We start from the raw sequence: 16,887 nt of genomic DNA on the forward strand, positions 1-16,887 counted from the left end.
AGCAATGACCACGCAGTCAGACGCCGGTGTCGGGACGCTGAGCCGCGAACGCGCCCTCGGCCTTTACCGCTTGATGAGCCGGGTGAGCCACGCCGATCAGCGCGTGCGCAAGGGGTTATCGGCGGGCGAGATCACAATGAGCTACTGGCCTGTGACCGGGCAGGAGGCGATGTCGGCCGGAGCGGCTCTGGCGTTGTCGTCTTCGGACCAGCTCATCACCACCTATCGCGGGCTCGGGGATGTAGTCGCCAAGGGAATCGACCTACCCCGGTATTTCGCCGAGATCCTTGGCCGCGGCACCGGATTGTCCAAGGGCAAGGCCGGGGCGATGGGAATCTTCGACCCCGAGCACGGCATCGCCTGGACCACCGGCATCGTCGGGGCGGGGCCGTTGATCGCCAACGGCATTGCGCTGGCCGCCGAGATCAGGGCCACCGGGCAGGTGGTGCTGGTGAGTTTCGGCGACGGCGCGACGAGCATCGGGTACGTCCACGAAGCCATGAACATGGCGGCGCTGTGGTCACTTCCGGTGGTCTTCTTCTGCCAGAACAACGCCTGGGCAGAATCGACTCCCGTAGCCGGCTACACCCACTCGAGTCCGTTGTCTGATCGCGCCGCCGCTTACTCGATCCCGGGGGTCACCGTCGACGGTGACGATCCGGTCATGGTGTACCAGGCGGTGGCCGAGGCCGTGGAGCGCGCACGCTCGGGTCAAGGCCCGTCGTTCGTCGAGGCGGTCGGATACCGACTGCAAGGCCATTACTTCGGCGACCAGATGTCGTACGCCGACGCTGCCGAACTCGCGGCCAAACGCGCCGACCCCCCCTTTGCCAGATTCCGGCAACGGCTCATCGACGACGGCGCGGCCTCGGCAGACGAACTCGCCCGTGTCGACGCAGATCTGGCCGCCGAAATCGACGCAGCATTCGTTGCCGCTCGCGACGCCGAGCCACCGGAGATCGACGAACTCAATCGCGATGTCTTTGCCGCGGGTGGCACCGAAATAGCCGCACGGGTAACCCATTACGGCCCGGTACCGGACGGCGAGACCGAGAATCTCGGGCTCGTCCAGGCCATCAACCGCACCCTCGATCGTGCCATGGCGAAAGACGATTCGATCATCCTGCTGGGCGAGGACATCGCCGACGAGGCGGGCGGCGGAATGTTCAAGATTACGGCCGGGCTGTCCACCAAGTACGGCACCACCCGTGTGCGCGATACCCCGATTGCCGAGTCGTCGATCGTCGGCGCCGCGCTCGGGGCCGCGCTGGGTGGCCTCCGGCCGGTGGCGGAGCTGATGTTCATGGACTTCCTGGGTGTCGCCATGGACCAGATCGCGAACCACGTGGCGAAGATCCGGTATTTGTCGGGCGGCCGGCAAGGTGCTCCGGTGGTCATCCGCGCCATGGTCGGCATGGGCGCCGGTCCGCAACATTCGCAAGCGTTCGAAGCGTGGGCGATGCACACACCAGGTCTCAAGGTGGTATGGCCCAGTACCGCTGCCGACGCAGTCGGCTTGCTCAATAGTTGTCTGGCTGACGACGATCCGTGCTTGTTCATCGAGTCGATGAAACTGTTTTACGGCGGCGGTAAAGGCCCGGTGCCGACTGCAGACTACTCGATCCCCCTCGGCCGGGCCGACGTCAAGCAGTCCGGCACCGATGTCACGATCTGCACCTACGGTACTGTCGTGTACGCCGCACTCGAGGCCGCGAAACAGATTGCTAATGAGGGTATTTCAGTTGAGGTCGTGGATCTGCGGACGCTGGTGCCCCTGGACCTCGAGACCGTACTGCAGTCCGTGCGAAAGACGACGCGACTGATTGTGGCGCATGAGTCCGTTCAATTCTGCGGTCCCGGAGCCGAGATCGCGGCCGCCGTCGGAACCGAATTGTTCGGTGTGCTGACCCACCCCATTCAGCGTGTCGCCGGAACCTATACGCCAGTACCCCGTGCGGCGAATTTGGAGGCGGCCTGTCGTCCGGATGCCGCAAGACTCGTCGAGACGATCAGGGGGATGGTGTGATCGAAATCCGGATGCCCAAACCGGGCGACGCGATCACCGAGGCGGAACTCACCGAGTTGTACGTCGAAGACGGCGCTCCGATATCAGCGGGCGAGCGTCTCTATCAAATCGCCACCGACAAGGTCGAGATGGACATCGAGGCCCCGGCCAGTGGGGTGGTCAGCTGGAAGGTAGCAGCCGGAAACACCTACGACGTAGGCGAACTGCTCGCTGTGATCGGAGAGCAGTGACGCCGCTGCCATACTCGGCCATCGTGGACCTGGGTGCGCCAGAGCTGATGGGACGCATCACAGGTGACGCCCTCACGGTCACCATCAACCGGCCCGAAAAGAAGAACGCGGTCACCGCCGACGGCTATCACGGCATCAAGCGGGCCGCAATGATCGTCGCCGACGAACCCGCTCTGAGTTTTCTGGTCATCACCGGTGTCGGCGAGACGTTCTGCGCCGGCGGGGACATGAATGCGGTGGGTAACCCCGATCGGCAGTGGGACGCGTTCACCGAATCCTATGACGGCACGCCGTTCGAAACCCTCGGCAAGATACCCAAACTGGTAGTTTGCGCGGTCAACGGCATCGCCCTCGGCGGGGGCCTGGTAATGACGCTGTTCGCAGACTTGGTCATCGCATCCGACCGGGCCCGCTTTCGGGTTCCGGATCTCACCCGGGGGGTGTACGAAGCCTTCGTGGCTGCGCGGCTCCCGCAACGACTCGGCACCTTGAGGGCCAATCACCTTATTTACGGTAATGATTGGATCGATGCGGCGGAAGCCGAGCGACTCGGCCTGGTCGGCAGGGTGGTTCCACACGACTCACTCGACGCCGAAGTGCAGACGTTGCTGGAACGAGTCCGAAAGACGGGTCCCGCCGCGCGCGCAGCAGTGAAGCGCGAGATGGCTCGCGCCTTGCCTCCGGTCGACGTCACCGGCTACTGGTCCTCGATCGGCACCACTGAACAGATCGAGGCATTCACCGCATTCCTACAGAAGCGGCCGCCCGAGTGGCCGGTGGGCCACGATCGCGACGCATTCGTCGAGACCCGCCGTCCGGCGTGGCTGGCGCAGTCCGACGGTTTGAGTCAGGCCGACTGACCGCTCCTATCGGGCCATCAGGCCCCGGCAGAAGCTGCTCAGGTACTTCTCCAGCACTCTCATGCGGACCGCCGCGTCGTCACGGTTGGTGATCAGCAGCCCGTACAGCCCGATCAGGAAGAAGACCCCGCTGTACTCGGCCTCGACGTCGCTGTAAACCTCGCCTCGGTCGCGCGCAATCTCGATCTGTTCGATCACGATGCGGACGAGCGGGTGGGTTGCGGAGTCACTGAGTTGGGGTTGGCTCGGGGAGAAGTAGAGGCTGAGGACGTCGCGAAACAGATTGTGGCCGAGCCGTTCCTCTTCGGCTACTACGACCCGGATGACCTCCAATAGCGCGGTGGCGAGGTTTTCAACCGACGACAACGCCTCGGACAGCTCGCTTTCGATTCCGGCTTCCGCGCGCCGCGCAAATTCTGCAAGGGCGTGTTCCTTCGTCGGGAAATGAAAGTAGAAGGTGCCGCGCGACACACCCGCAGCAGAGACGATCGCGCTGATGTCGGCATCTGCCACACCCGAGCGTTCGAACTCATCCACGGCCGCCTGGTAAACGCGCTCGCGGGTCGCAAGGCGCTGTAAGTCGCGACCCGTAGCAGCTTCGTTCGCCTGCGTCATCACCGACCACCGTAACGCCCTCGGAGCGATAGCCCGTATGAGCCCTCCGACGAGCAGCATCGTATGACACTTGCACACTTTGTGTTCTATTATCTAGATCGATGACGGAGCTACCACAGGGCACATCGACGCTGACTGGCTGCGAGGAGATTCTCGTGGCTGAAGACGGCCCCGTGCGAATCGTGACCTTGAACAACCCGGACCACGCAAACGCGGTCAACAACCGGATGCACACCGCTTTCACTCGATTGTGGACAGCGCTTGCCGAGGACCCCGATGCTCGTGCGGTGCTGATCACCGGCACCGGTGACTACTTCTCCGCAGGCGGAAATCTGGTGGAGTGGTTGGAAACACACGTCAACAACCCGGTGACGCGCCGTGCCGGCATGCGCGACGCGCGCCGGATCGTGCGCGACATGATCGACTTTCCGTTGCCGGTCGTCGCGGCCGTCAACGGTCCGGCGGTCGGATTCGGCTGCAGCATAGCCGTGTTGTGCGACATCGTCCTGATGTCGGACCGCAGCTTCTTCGCCGACACGCACGTGGCCAGTGGGCTTGTGGCCGGCGACGGCGGCTCAGTGCTATGGCCGCTGCTGATGAGCCTGCTCAAGGCCAAGGAATACCTCATGCTGGGTGAACGCATCAGGGCCGACAAAGCGGTCGAGCTTGGTCTGGCCAACCGGGTGGTGGCGCACGCGGATATCAAGCAGGAGGGTCTGGCCATCGCGCGCCGGCTTGCAGCGCTGCCCGCACGCGCCGTGCAGGACACCAAGCGCACGCTCAACTTGCATGCCCAGCGAGCGATTACCGGAATACTCGAGTACGGAATCTCGGCTGAGACGGAATGTTTCACGACGCCCGAGCATCGCGCCGCGATCGACAAGTTTCTCGACCGGTGAACGAACCGCTGATTCTGCGTGAGGACCGTGGCGCTGTTGCCGTGATCATGCTCAATCGTCCGCGGCAACGGAATGCCCTGACCTACGCGTCGTGGACGGAGTTCGCGGCAGCGCTAGATGAGCTGACCGGCGTATCCGGTGTTGTAGTGGCCGGATCGGCTGGATTCTTCTGTGCGGGCGGTGATTTGAAATCCGGACCGGCGCACGGTGATGGTCCGTTGGCGCCGGCCGGCAGAGTCGAACTCGCGCAGCGGGTCATGGAGAAACTCAGAGGGCTTCCCATGCCGACGATATCCGCGGTCGAAGGTGCGGCTGTCGGACTCGGGTGGAGTCTGGCCCTGTGCTGCGACCTGGTCGTTTGTGCTTCCGACGCCTTCTTCGCCGCTCCCTTTGTGGCACGTGCGGTAGTGCCCGACGGGGGATTGGCGTGGCGTCTCACCCAACAGCTGGGGAGGCACCGGGCGGTCTCGTTGTTGTTGCGCGGCAACCGGATCCCGGCCGCCGAAGCCGAGCGACTCGGCCTCGTGACCGAGGTCGTCACCCCGGGATCGGCGATCGACACGGCCGTGCAACTGGCCGACGAATTGGCCGGAGCCGACGCCGCGGCGGTGGAAATGACCAAGCGACTGATCAATTCGGCCGAGAATGCGCAGCTCGCCGCATTCCAGCCCCTCGAACTCGCGATGGCGACCGTCGCGCAACAACGCTCGGCCGCTGCCACGGGACGGCAAGCATTCGGACAGGACCGGCAGCCCGATTCAGCGGGGCAGCCCTAGACCGGTCGTGGATATGAGGTCGCGCTGGATCTCGCTGGTCCCCCCTCCGATGGAGTGCAGCAGCGAAAGCAGCAAGCCTTCGGAGAAATGCCCGTGCAATACGGCATCGGGATCATCCGGCATCAGTTCTCCTGCCGGACCCAGGATTTGCGCGCCAAGCGCGCGCAGCTCTGCGGTCAGCTCCGAATGATAGAGCTTCGACAACGAGGGCAGGGCAGGATCCAGAGCACCGGCTGCTTGCAGATGCGCCACCCGGTAGGACAGGGCGCGGCCCACCTCGACCCGTTCAACGGCATGCGCGAGCGCGATGCGGTTGGTGGGGTCGGCGAGGGGGTCATTCGCGGACCCCTGTTGCGCGCGGCACCAGTCGATCAATTCGTCGAGATAGCGCTGCGCTTGGGCGGCCCGCGTGACGTTCGACCGTTCGACGTCCAGCAGCGCCTTGCCAACCTTCCAGCCCTCGCCCTCAGCGCCGACGAGATTGCCGGCAGGCACCCGCACCTCGTCGAAGAATTCCTCGGCGAAAGTGGGATAACCCGTCATCGACCGGATAGGCCGACGGGTGATGCCGGGGGATTCCAGATCGACAAGAAAGAAGGAAATTCCCGCTTGGCGTTTCTCCTTGACCGTTGCCGTCCTCGCTAGAACGAAGATCCAGTCGGCGAGCACACCGTTACTGGTCCACGTCTTCTGGCCGTCAAGTACGTAGCAGTCTCCGTCGCGGCGCGCCGTCATGCGTAGCGCGGCCAGGTCGGACCCGGCCTCCGGCTCGGAATAGCCCTGGGCCCACATGCGTTCGGAACGGGCGATCGCGGGTAGATGATGCGCCTTCTGTTCCGTTGTCCCGAACTTGAATAGCACGGGAGCCAACATGTTGACGCCATTCGTGTTCACCAGAGGCGCGCCGGCGTAGGCGAGTTCCTCACGGATGACGACCTGTTCGACGATGCCGCGGCCGCCTCCTTCGTACTGCGCGGGCCAGTGTGGCACGAACCAGCCCTGGGCGTGCAAATCCTGGCAGAACGACACCGCCCGCTCGTGGGCGTCGTGCGGCAGGTAATCGGGATTGGCTGCGGTATGCCGGAATTCGTCGGGCAGATGGTCCGCCAGCCACTCTCGCACCGAGGCCCGGAGCGCCTCGGTGTGCTCATCGCCGCCGAACCTGATGATGGGCCGCATCGTTCAGGTGCGTTCGGCGGGCTTGGAGCTCTTCTTCATCAGCTCGATCATGAAGTCCTGAAACTCCTTACTGCCCGTCACCATCGCCTGAAGATCGTTTGTCGCCTGCTGATGCGTGCGGAACCCCATGGTCTCCCACGCTCGGATGATCCCGGACTTGGTGGCCTGCAGAGTGATCAAGGGGGCTTTGGCAATCTTGGCCGCCAGCTCCTCCACGGTGGCCTCGAGCTGCTCGGCCGGCACCACCCGATTGACCAGTCCGAAATCGAGCGCCTCGGCAGCAGTCAGCCGCTGCGCTGTGTACAGATACTCCGCGGCCCGTTTGTAGTTCATGAAAACCCACGGCTCGAACATCGTCTCGGCGCCGGGCAATCCGAAACCAGGTACCAGAGGCATCTGGAACCAGGCGTCCTCCGAGCAGACCGTGATTTCGGGAATGAGTGCCCAGGTCGTGCCGCCGCCGATGGCATAGCCGTGCACCTGAGCGATCACCGGTTTGGGGAATTCCCAGAGTTTCAGAACGGGCCACAGAAACAGCTGCGCCGCTGAACGCCACACCTTTCCTGAAGCATCGAGTTCGGCCTTGAACTCTGGATAGGCACCGGTCGGGATGTGACCGGAACAGAACCCTCGGCCGTTCGCCTTGATGATGACGACCTTGATGTTGTAGTCGTACTGCGCGTCCTCGAGGGCGGCATCGACGCTGTGCACCATCTCCGAGGTCTGCGCATTAGCGGCGTCCGGGTTATTGAGGATGATGCGTGCAATTGAGCCATCCTTTTCATAGATGACATGCTCGAGCTCCCGGGTTTCCACGTCTCGTCCTCCTAGCAATCGGTCGGCAGTGCAACTATACAGATAATGTATTACTGTTCTCCATGAAAGGACGGTGCCGATGACAGCCACGACGGACTTGCGTTGGGACCCTTTCGATCGAGCGCTGCACACGGATCCGTACGCGGTGTGGAAGCGGATGCGCGACGAAGCACCGGTCTACCACAACGAACAGCACGGCTTCTACGCCCTGAGCAGATTTGACGATGTGCTGAGCGCATCGCTGGACACCGAGACGTTCTCGTCGGAGCACGGAATCACTCTCGATGCGATCACCGATGAACCCTGGGCACCGCCCAGGGCGATGATCATGATGGATCCCCCCGATCACACGTGTATGCGAAAGATGGTCAACCGCACGTTTTTCCGTACCAAGGTCGCGGAGTTGGAAGAACGCGTCCGGACGCTATGCCGGGACTACCTGGACCAATTCGTCGAGAGTGACGGCTTTGACTACGTCCGCGACTTCTCCATGAAGCTGCCGGTCATGGTCATCAGCTCGCTACTCGGTTTTCCCGAGCGCGATCACGACAACCTGCGCGAGTGGTCCGATGCCCAGCTGCATCGCGACGAAGGCACTACCCAGCTGAGCGAAGAAGGGCAGGAAGCCAATGTCAAATTGCTGGGTTACTACGCGGATCAGATACAACGGCGACGGTCGGCACCCACCGACGACATCGTCGGCAATCTGATGACCTCCGACCTGGCTCAGGCCGGCCGCGAAACCCGTCGCCTCGATGACGGAGAGTTGTTGATGTTCGTCGCAATGATCAACGTGGCGGGAAACGAGACCGTGGCGCGGTTGCTGGGCTGGGCGGCGCTGACACTGGCGCGCAATCCCGGAGAGCGGGCCAAACTCGTCGCTCGGCCCGAATTGATTGCCAATGGGGTCGAGGAGCTGCTGCGTTACGACGCCCCATCACCCGTGCAGGGCCGATTCGCAAAGCGCGATGCCACGTACCACGGGACCACGATTCCGGCCGGCTCGCGCGTCGCGCTGTTGACCGGGTCGGCGGGTCGCGACGAACGCCAGTACCCGAACGCGGATGCCTTCGACGTCGAGCGTCCCGGAATCCGCCACGTCAGCTTCGGGCACGGCTCCCACTTTTGTCTGGGTGCGGCTCTGGCACGCCTGGAAGCTCGCGTAGCCCTGGAAGAGACACTGGCACGGTTCCCCACCTGGCACGTGGACGAGGAAGCGGTCACCTACGTGCATACCAACACGGTTCGCGGCCCCGCCAGCGTGCCGATCCTGCTGTGACCCCGGATCTCGCCACCCACACCGAGGGTCCGGTGCGCTGGCTGGTTCTGGACCGGCCAGACGTCGGAAACTCGGTGACCCGGGCAATGCAGCGCAGTCTCATCGAGGAGTTGACGCGTGCCTCGGGTGATCCGGAGATACGTGCGGTCGTTCTCACCGGTCGCGGAGACAGGCACTTCTGCACCGGCCCGAATCTCCGCGACCCTGGCATGCAGCCCCAGAAGGACCGGGTGGCGGGTGACGCGGCGCGCATCCTGCGTACTGGATCGCAAGCCGTGGTGTCCGCATTGCTCGACTGCGAGAAGCCGGTGTTGTGCGCGCTCAACGGAGTCGCGGCCGGCGTGGGAGCCAGCATGGTGCTCGCGTGCGACCTCATCGTGGCTGCCGAAAGCGCCCGGCTGTTAGAGCTTTTCGTACGCCGCGGACTCGCCCCTGACGGGGGCGCCGCCTACCTGCTGGCCCGCAAGGTCCCTTTCAACATCGCCAAACAAGTTCTCTTCTTCGGCGAGGAGCTGTCCGCACCCGAAGCTCACCGCATCGGTCTGTTCAACAAGGTTGTGCCGGACGTCGATCTCCAAGACGCGGCGACCGTTTGGGCCCGGCGGCTCGCAGAGGGACCGACCCGCGCCCTGGCTGCGGCCAAGGCCATGCTCAATCAAGCACTCGACGTCGACCGGGACGCGGCTTTCCGAACGGAAGCCCTGCTGGTGGAGCAGGTCGCCGGAACCGATGATGTCGCGGAGGGGATGGCCGCCTTCGGCGAGCGGCGCGACCCTCAATTCCGGGGCCGCTGACTACAGGCCGAGTTTCAGCCCGGCACCGGCATCGATGAAGAATTGTTGCCCAGTCACGTAACGTGATTCGTCGGAGGCCAGGTACACCACCATATGGGAGACGTCCTCCGGTTCGATCCACGGGACCGGCATCGCCTGCAGTATGGGGAACACCAGTTCCGCGTCCTCGCGGCTGGGTTCGGCAAGGTCTGGACGAAACGTTCGGTACATCGGAAGGTTGTGCAGCATGCCGGTGTTGACGTTGGTCGGGTGCACGGTGTTGATGCGGATCTGCTCGGGCGCCAGCGTCAATGCCAGACCCTTGGTGTATTCGCACAGCATCTTCTTGGCGAGGCCGTAGCCGGCGCCGCCAGGACCTTGCGGTCCCCCACCGGTGGCAAGGTCTTTCTGGGGTACCAGGCCGGCTATCGAACCCGTGACGATCACCGACGCGCCGGGCCCCAAGTGCTCAAAGCTGGCGTGTACGGCGTTCACCACGCCGATGAAGTCGACGTCGAACGCGTCGATGAACCCGCGTGAGGGAACCTGATTGCCGAGCGGACAGATGCCGGCGTTGGCCACGACGACATGCAGGCCGCCCAGTTCGGCCACTGCCTGGTCGATCGCCTTCTTCAGCGAAATGCGTTCTCGAACATCAACAACCGCCGTTATCACTCGCCGACCGGACTTCTCGACCAGCCTGGCCGTCTCGTCCAGATCGTCCCTGGTGGCCAGGGGATAGCCATTGGTGGCGATGTCGTCGCAAATGTCCAAAGCGATGATGTCGGCGCCCTCGTCGGCGAGGTGGACGGCATGGCTTCTTCCTTGGCCGCGCGCCGCCCCCGTAATGACGGCAACCTTGCCTCCCAGACGCTGCATGTGTCCTCCTCGCCGGCCGTCTGAGTTAACAGTAATACATATTGTGTACTCTTGTAGATGCCACCCGCCTAGGTGCCCGGAGGGAAGACCGGTGGACGACGACGCTGTGCTCGACGTTGCGGTCCGGAACATGTTGGCACGTGACGAGATACGGCAGCTGCCCTACCGGTATGCCGCCGCGCTGGAGGGCTCCGACGTCGAGGCGATGGTTGAGCTGTTCGTTCCCCACGCCCGGTTCGGCGACCACGGGACCGGACCTGATGGCATCCGACGACTGATGGCGCAAAGCCTGGAGAACACCGTGTTCGTGGTGATTCTGGTGGCGAACCACCTGATAGAACTCGACGATGCGCGGCACGCCACGGGCCAGGTCTGGGCTCAGTGTTTCGCCCAGACGACCGCTGGATTCGTCGAACAACTCATCAGGTACGACGACCGCTACGAAAAGCACTCGGGCGTCTGGCGATTCACGCGACGACGACATCGGCTGTACTACGGTGTGCACCGGCAGCCGTCACCGCTGACACAATCGGCCGCCGAGTGGCCACACCGTCAGATCGGTGTAGGTGACCTGCCCCTGGCAGAACCGGGGTTCCTCCATTGGTGGGAAGACGCTCGGCCATGAACGGCGTCCGTTGCCTTGCCCACGGACTCGCCTTTCCGGAGAGTCCGCTGCCGATGAACGACGGCTCAGTTCTGGTATCTGAGATCGCGGGCGGGCGGGTCACCCGGGTTGACCCAAATGGGACCTGCCGGCCGTTCGCCCTTACCGGAGGCGGGCCCAACGGCATCGCGGCGCTTCCCGACGGACGGCTGGTCGTCTGCCAAAATGGCGGCTCGCGCTTCGGGCTGGCACCGTGGCCCTACGATTTCGATGGCTGTGTAAGCCTTTTCCGGCCGGTCGGGCCGCCAGAGCACCCCGTCACCCCCGGGCTACAGATTGTCGACGCCACCGGGGACGTGACCACCCTTGCCACCGAGTTCACCTCACGCTCCGGCAACAACCACGCGCTGGTAAGGCCCAGCGACATCTGCGTCGACGCGCATGGCGGCTTCTACCTGACCGATGGTGGGACGACCCGTGGCCGCAACCGTGCGATGACCGGACTGCTGTACGGAACCGTGGACGGTGGCTTGCGAGAGATCGTCTATCCGTTGGAAATGCCCAACGGCGTCGCACTGTCACCCGACGGTGGTTCGCTGTATGTGGCCGAGACGCGGACCCGTCGCATATGGCACTTCGAGCTCAAAGCTCCCGGCGTGGTGGGCCGTTCACGAGGGCTGGCCACGGTGCCTGCCGGCGGACCGCTCAACGTTGGTGGCGCCGACGGGGTGTGCGTGGACAATGCGGGCCGGATTCTGGTCGCCACGCTCGGCACCGGCGGCGTCACGGTTTTCTCTTCCGCGGGCGCGCTGCTGGGGGCGATACCCGCGGACGACCCGATGACCACCAATGTGGCCTTAAGTGCCGATGAACGAACACTCTTCATGACACTCGCCTCGTCGGGCCGCCTACTCGCGGTCGAAGACTGGCTGAGCCGGCTCCGCCCGGTCAGCTGATTCACGTGGCCTTTTGCGCCTTCTGTTCTTCAATGTTGTTCAAAAAGGCCGCCAAACCGATACCGCCGTGACCCGCCATCACCTCGTCGTAGTCGTAGGCGGGCGGATCGCCGTCATTAGGCCGCCATCCTCCGTCGGCCGTACAGCTCTTGAATCCCGCCTCCGGAAAGGCATACCAGCGGCGGGCATTGAGTTCGACGATCTTCGCCGCTTCCGCATCGGGGACATCGGCGAGCATCTCTTCGGCGCGTGCCCGGCTTTTCGGCCAGAACGAGTCAGAGTGCGGATAGTCGCACTCCCAGGTGATGTTGTCGATTCCGATGGCGTGACGCATCGACATCCCCACCTCGTCTTCGATGAAACAGCCGGAGATGTTGCGCCGGAACAGTTCCGACGGCGCCACGGTCGGATGGATGTTCTGGTAGTACTTGTGCTTGCGCCACACGTAATCGGCGCGCTCCACCAAATAAGGCATCCATCCCACACCGCCTTCGGAGAATGCCACCTTGAGATTCGGGTGCTTATGGAACACCGGCGAGAAGATGAGTTCTGTGGCGGCCGCCATCGAAGTGGTGCCCATCAACGTGATCATCACCGCGAACGGCGCCTCGGGCGCCGTCTGCGGCGGGAATCCGCCGCTGCCGAAGTGCATGACCGCGGTCAGGTTTGTCTCCTCCAGCGCCGACCAGACCGGCTCCCAGTAAGCGGTGTGATAACTGGGCAGCTGCAGGTTGGTCGGGTTGTCCGGCAAACCGATGGCTCGCGCCCCCTTGGCCGCTACCCGCTCGATCTCAGCCACGATCAGCGCCGGATCCCACAACGGGGTAATCGCCATGGGGATGAAGCGGGCAGGGTCGGTGGCGCACCACTCGTCCAGCGAAAAGTCGTTCCACGCCTTGACACTCAGCAGGGCAAGTTCTTTGTCCTCGCCCTCGAGAAACACCGTGCCGCAAAACCGCGGGAACGACGGAAAGCACAGCATTGCGTGTACGCCATCGATGTCCATATCGGCCAGCCGCGCCTTCGGGTCGTAACAGCCCGGGATCATGTCGGCGTAGCGGATGGGGTCGACCCCGAACTCCTCCGGAGATTTGCCGGCGACGGCGTTGAGTCCGATGTTGGGATAGGTCCGTCCTTCGTAAACCCACTGCTGCATGGGCGGCGCGCCACTTCGCGGGAAATCCGCGATCCGCGGACCCTGTTCGAGGTACTTTTTCGGCAACCGATCCGCCCAGACGTGCGGCGGCTCGATGAGATGGTCGTCCACGGACAGCAGCTTCATCGACGGTTGCAACGGCATCGGCCGGTCCTCACATCTATGGGCGTTAGGGTACGGTACAACTATACACTTTATGACTATTTGAATATCTCGAGGAGGGCTGGTGGAATCCCGCGAGCGTATTCCGCACGACGACTGGGCCGACCAGGACCTACTCACTAAAAGCGAGGCAGCCGAACGGCTTTCGATAGAGATCGCCGAGGTTACCGCGAAGCTCAGTGCGGGCGGCGAGCGTTCTGATGCGGAACGCGAGCTGATGGAACGGCGACTGAGCGGACTCAAGGAGGCCCACCGGCGTTATACCGGGAGCGGTTAACCGCGGGGCAGCCCCAGCACCCGCTGCGCCACGATATTGCGCTGAATCTGCGCGGTGCCGCCGTAGATTCCCGCTGCCCGCGACCATACATAGATGTCCCATTCCAGCCCTTCGGCGAGAACGGGGCCGCTCGCGCGTAGGTCCATCATCGTGTGTCCGAAGACTTGATCGGCGCGTGTCATCAACAGCTTGTCGACCGATCCCTCAGGGCCGGGAAGTCTTCCGCGTTGCCGGTCGGTGAGCGACCGCTGGACCTTGATCTGCAGTGCACGGAGCTCGACATAAGCACGGCCCAGCGACGCCCGGGCCGTCGGCGAGTCTTCGAGCCAGCCGGTACGGACGTCGTCTTCAAGGCGCCGGAACTGTGTCCAGAGTCGGCTGATCCAGTTGATGTCGCTGGGGCCGCGCTCGTAGGCAAGCAACTGGTTTGCGATGGACCAGCCCTGCCCGCGCTCGCCGAGCAGATTGGCCACCGGCACGTCGACGTCGTCAAAGGTGATCTCGGTGAACTCGCGGTTACGTGCCGCGTTGACAATGGGACGCACTTCGATGCCCGGGCTCGACATCGGTACCAGCAGCACGGAGATTCCGGCGTGCTTGGATGCGTCGAACTCGGTGCGGCACAGGAGAAAACACCAGTCGGCGACCGCGCCGAAACTCGTCCAGATCTTGCGGCCGTTGACCCGGAAGACCTGCCCGCCCGGCCCGTCGACCGACTCGGCGCGGGTCTTCAGGGAGGCTAGGTCCGATCCCGCCTCCGGCTCGGAAAATCCCTGGCACCAACGCACCTGACCGGACAACAGGCCAGGCAACAATTCCTCCCGCTGCTGGGCACTGCCGAAGAGACGAAGCGCATTGCTGAGGTGACCGACACCCTCGATTGGTGGGGCGCCGGCCCGCCCGAGCTCGTCGTTGAGGATCGCCTCGTAGATCGGTGCCTTACCGTGGCCGCCATCCTCGACCGGGAAGGACAGGCCGATATAGCCGGCTTCGTAAAGAGTTCGGTGCCAGGCATTCTGCGCATCGGCGCGGGCGGCCGGATCGTCTGGAACTGCGGCATCGGTCGCATGGTCGGCAAGCCACTGCCGCAACTGCGCGCGGAACTGCGCTTCGTTCGCACTGTCATTGAAGTCCACTGTTACGCCATCTCCCGGTTCGACAACCGCATGGCCGCGATGGCTTCGTAGTGCTCGGTTTCATCACCGAAGAGCCGGCGATCCAGCAGCATTCGACGCATCCTCAGGTGAGAGACGTGCTCCCAGGTGATTGCGATGCCGCCGAATACCTGCGCGCTGGCTTCGACGACGTCCCGGCCGGCCGCTGACGCGTACGCCTTGGCGGCCATTGCAGCCAGGCGTGCCTCGGCGACTGGTAGGTGGTCGATCGCCCAGGCCGCGTGCCATAAGCAGCTGCGGGCAGCTTCCACCTGTACCAAGGCATCGGCGAGCAGATGCTGGACGGCTTGGAAGGAACCGATTTTCACGCCGAACTGGGTGCGTTCGCCGGCGTAGCGCACCGCTTCGTCCAACGCGCCCTGCATGACGCCGAGGAGATCAGCCGCGACAGCGGTCATCCCCAGTGCCTCAACGCGACTCCACCGCTCGTCACCGATCGGTCCCCCGATGGGGCGGCCGGGATCGGCCGGATCCACCCGCACTTTCCGGATTGCGCGAGTGAGGTCGAGACCGCCGGTGATCTCGCGTTCTTCAGTGTGAAGCGGCACGCACACGAGCAGGCGCTGCCCGTCACTGCGTGACAAAGCCAGCGCGTGCGTCGCGCCGGCCGCGTCGAACGCCACACCGGGTTCGTCCGTCGACGAGAATCGCGTCAAATCCGTGGCCAGCGCGGGCGCCACCCGGAGGGCGCCCGCTGCCAGGAGGGCCAGCTCTTTCCCAGCACCGGCCGCGTCCAGCAGTTCGGTGGCCAGTACTGCTTGACCGACCACCGGAACAGCGCTGAGGACCCTGGCCAATTGTTCGATGACGATCGCCGTCTCGACACCACTGGCTTCCAATCCGCTCAATGACGGAGCACGCAGGGCCGGAACACCAAGTTCCACGATGCGATGCCACTGCATGTCCAGCGCCGCACCAGAGGCAATCGCCCCGGGGCCGGCGACCGCGAGGGTGGCCGCCAGGCTTGCGACCGTGTCCTGCAGCAATTGCTGCTCGTCGGTGAAAGCGATGTCCATGATCAGCGCAGGGTCATCTCCACGCTGGTGTAACCACGCACAGTGGCGGTGAGCACCCGTTCGCGTTCTCCGACGGTGTAGTTCGGAAATTTCTGCGCTACGTAGTCGAAAACCAGCTGCGCTTCCCGCCGGGCCAGCCACTGGCCCAGACAGATATGGATACCCCAGCCGAAATAGACGTCGGTGCCCCGGGGCCTGTCGATGATGAAGCGGTCGGGGTCGCTGTAGCGGCGCTCGTCGCGGTTGGCGCTTCCCAACAGCAGCAACACCCAGTCACCCGCGTCAATGGTGACCCCGTGGCGCTCGACAGGCCGCGTCAACGTGCGGGCCACCCAGTGGCTTGGAGTGTCATAGCGCAGGGCTTCATTTACGGCGGCCGGAATGATGCTGCGATCCATGACGATTCGGCGCCACTGGTCCGGATGCTCAGCCAGCGCGACGAGACCGTTGGAAATCAGCTTCTGGGTCGTCTCCGACCCCGCTGCGGATAACAGATTGCAGAACATCAACACTTCGTGGGGGGTCAGCGAGCGGTGAGCACCGGCCTCGGGGTCATGGAATGTGGCCTGCAGCACGATGCTGATCAGATCGTCGCCGGGATCGGTCCTCCGCCGTTCGATCAAGTCGCCGATGTACTGACTGATCATGCGGCTGGCCTCGATTGCACTGGACGGCATGGCGACTTCGCCTTCCTCGCGGGTGAGGAATGCTTCCCACCAGACGCGCAGCTGCTCACGGTCGGCATGCGGCACGCCGAGCAGGTCACCGATCACATCCGTGGGCACCGAGAAGGCGAACGCCTCCATGGCGTCCACGGTCGTGCCGGGCCGTAACTGACCCAGGTGCGTGTTCACGACCCTCTGCAAGGCAGATTCCAGCGCGGCCACCGCTCTGGGGGTGAAGAAACCCTTGAGGACGCCGCGAATTCGGTCGTGGCGTGGCGGATCCATCGAGATCACCGAGTACTTGCGGCCGTCGTTGTCCGGATTCTCCGGCGCCGGACCAGATTTGGACGAGAACGTCTCCCAGTCGCGCAGTGCCGGTGCCACGTCGTCGAACCTCGACAGCACCCACCAGCGGTCCTCCGGGTCGCGATATACCGGCGCCTCGTCACGCAAGCGCCGGTAGACCGGATAGGGGTCGTCGAAGATCTCTTTCGAGAACGGCGAGTACACCAACTCGCTGGTAGCGGGCACACGGAAACTCTAT

18 protein-coding genes are annotated in these 16,887 nt (G+C 64.0%); 10 read left to right on the top strand and 8 right to left on the bottom strand.

Going from position 1 to position 16,887, the window contains the following annotated elements; translation table 11 throughout:
• Positions 1-4 precede the first annotated feature (4 nt).
• Genes ACNQS7_RS19195 through ACNQS7_RS19205 form a run of 3 tightly spaced genes read left to right on the top strand, consistent with a single transcriptional unit; the run spans position 5 to position 3,116 of the window.
• Positions 5-2,026 carry an alpha-ketoacid dehydrogenase subunit alpha/beta gene (locus tag ACNQS7_RS19195; RefSeq protein ID WP_418013787.1) on the top strand — a complete coding sequence of 674 codons (2,022 nt, stop codon included), beginning with the start codon at positions 5-7 and terminating at the stop codon, positions 2,024-2,026.
• On the top strand, positions 2,023-2,256 hold the full coding sequence (locus ACNQS7_RS19200; RefSeq protein WP_310778071.1) for a lipoyl domain-containing protein: 234 nt from the start codon (positions 2,023-2,025) through the stop codon (positions 2,254-2,256). The genes ACNQS7_RS19195 and ACNQS7_RS19200 overlap by 4 nt, the downstream gene beginning before the upstream one ends.
• Entirely contained in the window at positions 2,253-3,116 is an 864-nt protein-coding gene (locus ACNQS7_RS19205; protein WP_418013788.1) for an enoyl-CoA hydratase/isomerase family protein, read from the top strand. The genes ACNQS7_RS19200 and ACNQS7_RS19205 overlap by 4 nt, the downstream gene beginning before the upstream one ends.
• Before the next feature lie 6 nt (positions 3,117-3,122).
• On the opposite strand, the gene ACNQS7_RS19210 is transcribed toward ACNQS7_RS19205, so the two are convergent.
• Entirely contained in the window at positions 3,123-3,731 is a 609-nt protein-coding gene (locus tag ACNQS7_RS19210; RefSeq protein WP_418013789.1) for a TetR/AcrR family transcriptional regulator, read from the bottom strand.
• Positions 3,732-3,832: 101 nt separating this feature from the next.
• On the opposite strand from ACNQS7_RS19210, the gene ACNQS7_RS19215 reads away from it, so the two are divergent.
• Positions 3,833-4,630: an enoyl-CoA hydratase/isomerase family protein gene (locus ACNQS7_RS19215; protein WP_418013790.1), complete on the top strand. Its 798-nt coding sequence runs from the start codon at positions 3,833-3,835 to the stop codon at positions 4,628-4,630.
• The gene (locus ACNQS7_RS19220; RefSeq protein ID WP_418013791.1) at positions 4,627-5,406 is read left to right on the top strand and encodes an enoyl-CoA hydratase/isomerase family protein; all 780 of its coding nucleotides are present in this window, start codon (positions 4,627-4,629) and stop codon (positions 5,404-5,406) included. Before ACNQS7_RS19215 ends, ACNQS7_RS19220 begins: the two co-directional genes overlap by 4 nt.
• On the opposite strand, the gene ACNQS7_RS19225 is transcribed toward ACNQS7_RS19220, so the two are convergent.
• Together ACNQS7_RS19225 and ACNQS7_RS19230 are read right to left on the bottom strand one after the other, a co-directional pair.
• Entirely contained in the window at positions 5,389-6,585 is a 1,197-nt protein-coding gene (locus ACNQS7_RS19225) for an acyl-CoA dehydrogenase family protein (RefSeq protein WP_418013792.1), read from the bottom strand. The genes ACNQS7_RS19220 and ACNQS7_RS19225 overlap by 18 nt on opposite strands.
• 3 nt (positions 6,586-6,588) lie before the next feature.
• Complete coding sequence (locus ACNQS7_RS19230; RefSeq protein WP_418013793.1) at positions 6,589-7,401, bottom strand: enoyl-CoA hydratase-related protein; 813 nt, start codon at positions 7,399-7,401, stop codon at positions 6,589-6,591.
• 79 nt (positions 7,402-7,480) lie between these two features.
• Here ACNQS7_RS19230 and ACNQS7_RS19235 point away from each other — a divergent pair, with 79 nt between their 5' ends.
• Together ACNQS7_RS19235 and ACNQS7_RS19240 are read left to right on the top strand one after the other, a co-directional pair.
• A complete protein-coding gene (locus ACNQS7_RS19235) occupies positions 7,481-8,680 on the top strand; it encodes a cytochrome P450 (RefSeq protein WP_418013794.1) in 1,200 nt (399 codons plus the stop codon).
• Positions 8,677-9,474, top strand: coding sequence for an enoyl-CoA hydratase/isomerase family protein (locus ACNQS7_RS19240; protein ID WP_418013795.1), 798 nt, complete (start codon positions 8,677-8,679; stop codon positions 9,472-9,474). Before ACNQS7_RS19235 ends, ACNQS7_RS19240 begins: the two co-directional genes overlap by 4 nt.
• On the opposite strand, the gene ACNQS7_RS19245 is transcribed toward ACNQS7_RS19240, so the two are convergent.
• Entirely contained in the window at positions 9,475-10,332 is an 858-nt protein-coding gene (locus ACNQS7_RS19245) for a mycofactocin-coupled SDR family oxidoreductase (protein ID WP_418013796.1), read from the bottom strand.
• A 91-nt stretch (positions 10,333-10,423) separates the two neighbouring features.
• Here ACNQS7_RS19245 and ACNQS7_RS19250 point away from each other — a divergent pair, with 91 nt between their 5' ends.
• Together ACNQS7_RS19250 and ACNQS7_RS19255 are read left to right on the top strand one after the other, a co-directional pair.
• Positions 10,424-10,957 carry a nuclear transport factor 2 family protein gene (locus tag ACNQS7_RS19250; protein ID WP_418013797.1) on the top strand — a complete coding sequence of 178 codons (534 nt, stop codon included), beginning with the start codon at positions 10,424-10,426 and terminating at the stop codon, positions 10,955-10,957.
• Entirely contained in the window at positions 10,954-11,892 is a 939-nt protein-coding gene (locus ACNQS7_RS19255; RefSeq protein WP_418013798.1) for an SMP-30/gluconolactonase/LRE family protein, read from the top strand. Before ACNQS7_RS19250 ends, ACNQS7_RS19255 begins: the two co-directional genes overlap by 4 nt.
• A 1-nt stretch (position 11,893) precedes the next feature.
• Here ACNQS7_RS19255 and ACNQS7_RS19260 read toward each other — a convergent pair whose 3' ends face one another.
• Positions 11,894-13,192, bottom strand: a complete 1,299-nt coding sequence (locus ACNQS7_RS19260) for an amidohydrolase family protein (protein ID WP_418013799.1) — start codon at positions 13,190-13,192, stop codon at positions 11,894-11,896.
• Between the two features lie 82 nt (positions 13,193-13,274).
• On the opposite strand from ACNQS7_RS19260, the gene ACNQS7_RS19265 reads away from it, so the two are divergent.
• Positions 13,275-13,487 carry a hypothetical protein gene (locus tag ACNQS7_RS19265; RefSeq protein WP_418013800.1) on the top strand — a complete coding sequence of 71 codons (213 nt, stop codon included), beginning with the start codon at positions 13,275-13,277 and terminating at the stop codon, positions 13,485-13,487.
• Here ACNQS7_RS19265 and ACNQS7_RS19270 read toward each other — a convergent pair.
• Genes ACNQS7_RS19270 through ACNQS7_RS19280 form a run of 3 tightly spaced genes read right to left on the bottom strand, consistent with a single transcriptional unit; the run spans position 13,484 to position 16,874 of the window.
• Positions 13,484-14,623 carry an acyl-CoA dehydrogenase family protein gene (locus tag ACNQS7_RS19270; RefSeq protein ID WP_418013801.1) on the bottom strand — a complete coding sequence of 380 codons (1,140 nt, stop codon included), beginning with the start codon at positions 14,621-14,623 and terminating at the stop codon, positions 13,484-13,486. The two genes, ACNQS7_RS19265 and ACNQS7_RS19270, sit on opposite strands and share 4 nt — an antisense overlap.
• Before the next feature lie 2 nt (positions 14,624-14,625).
• On the bottom strand, positions 14,626-15,678 hold the full coding sequence (locus tag ACNQS7_RS19275; RefSeq protein WP_418013802.1) for an acyl-CoA dehydrogenase family protein: 1,053 nt from the start codon (positions 15,676-15,678) through the stop codon (positions 14,626-14,628).
• A gap of 2 nt (positions 15,679-15,680) precedes the next feature.
• Positions 15,681-16,874, bottom strand: a complete 1,194-nt coding sequence (locus tag ACNQS7_RS19280) for a cytochrome P450 (protein ID WP_418013803.1) — start codon at positions 16,872-16,874, stop codon at positions 15,681-15,683.
• Positions 16,875-16,887: the final 13 nt, after the last annotated feature.

This window comes from Mycobacterium sp. 23 (assembly GCF_048287075.1).
GTDB classification, from domain to species: domain Bacteria; phylum Actinomycetota; class Actinomycetes; order Mycobacteriales; family Mycobacteriaceae; genus Mycobacterium; species Mycobacterium gordonae_B.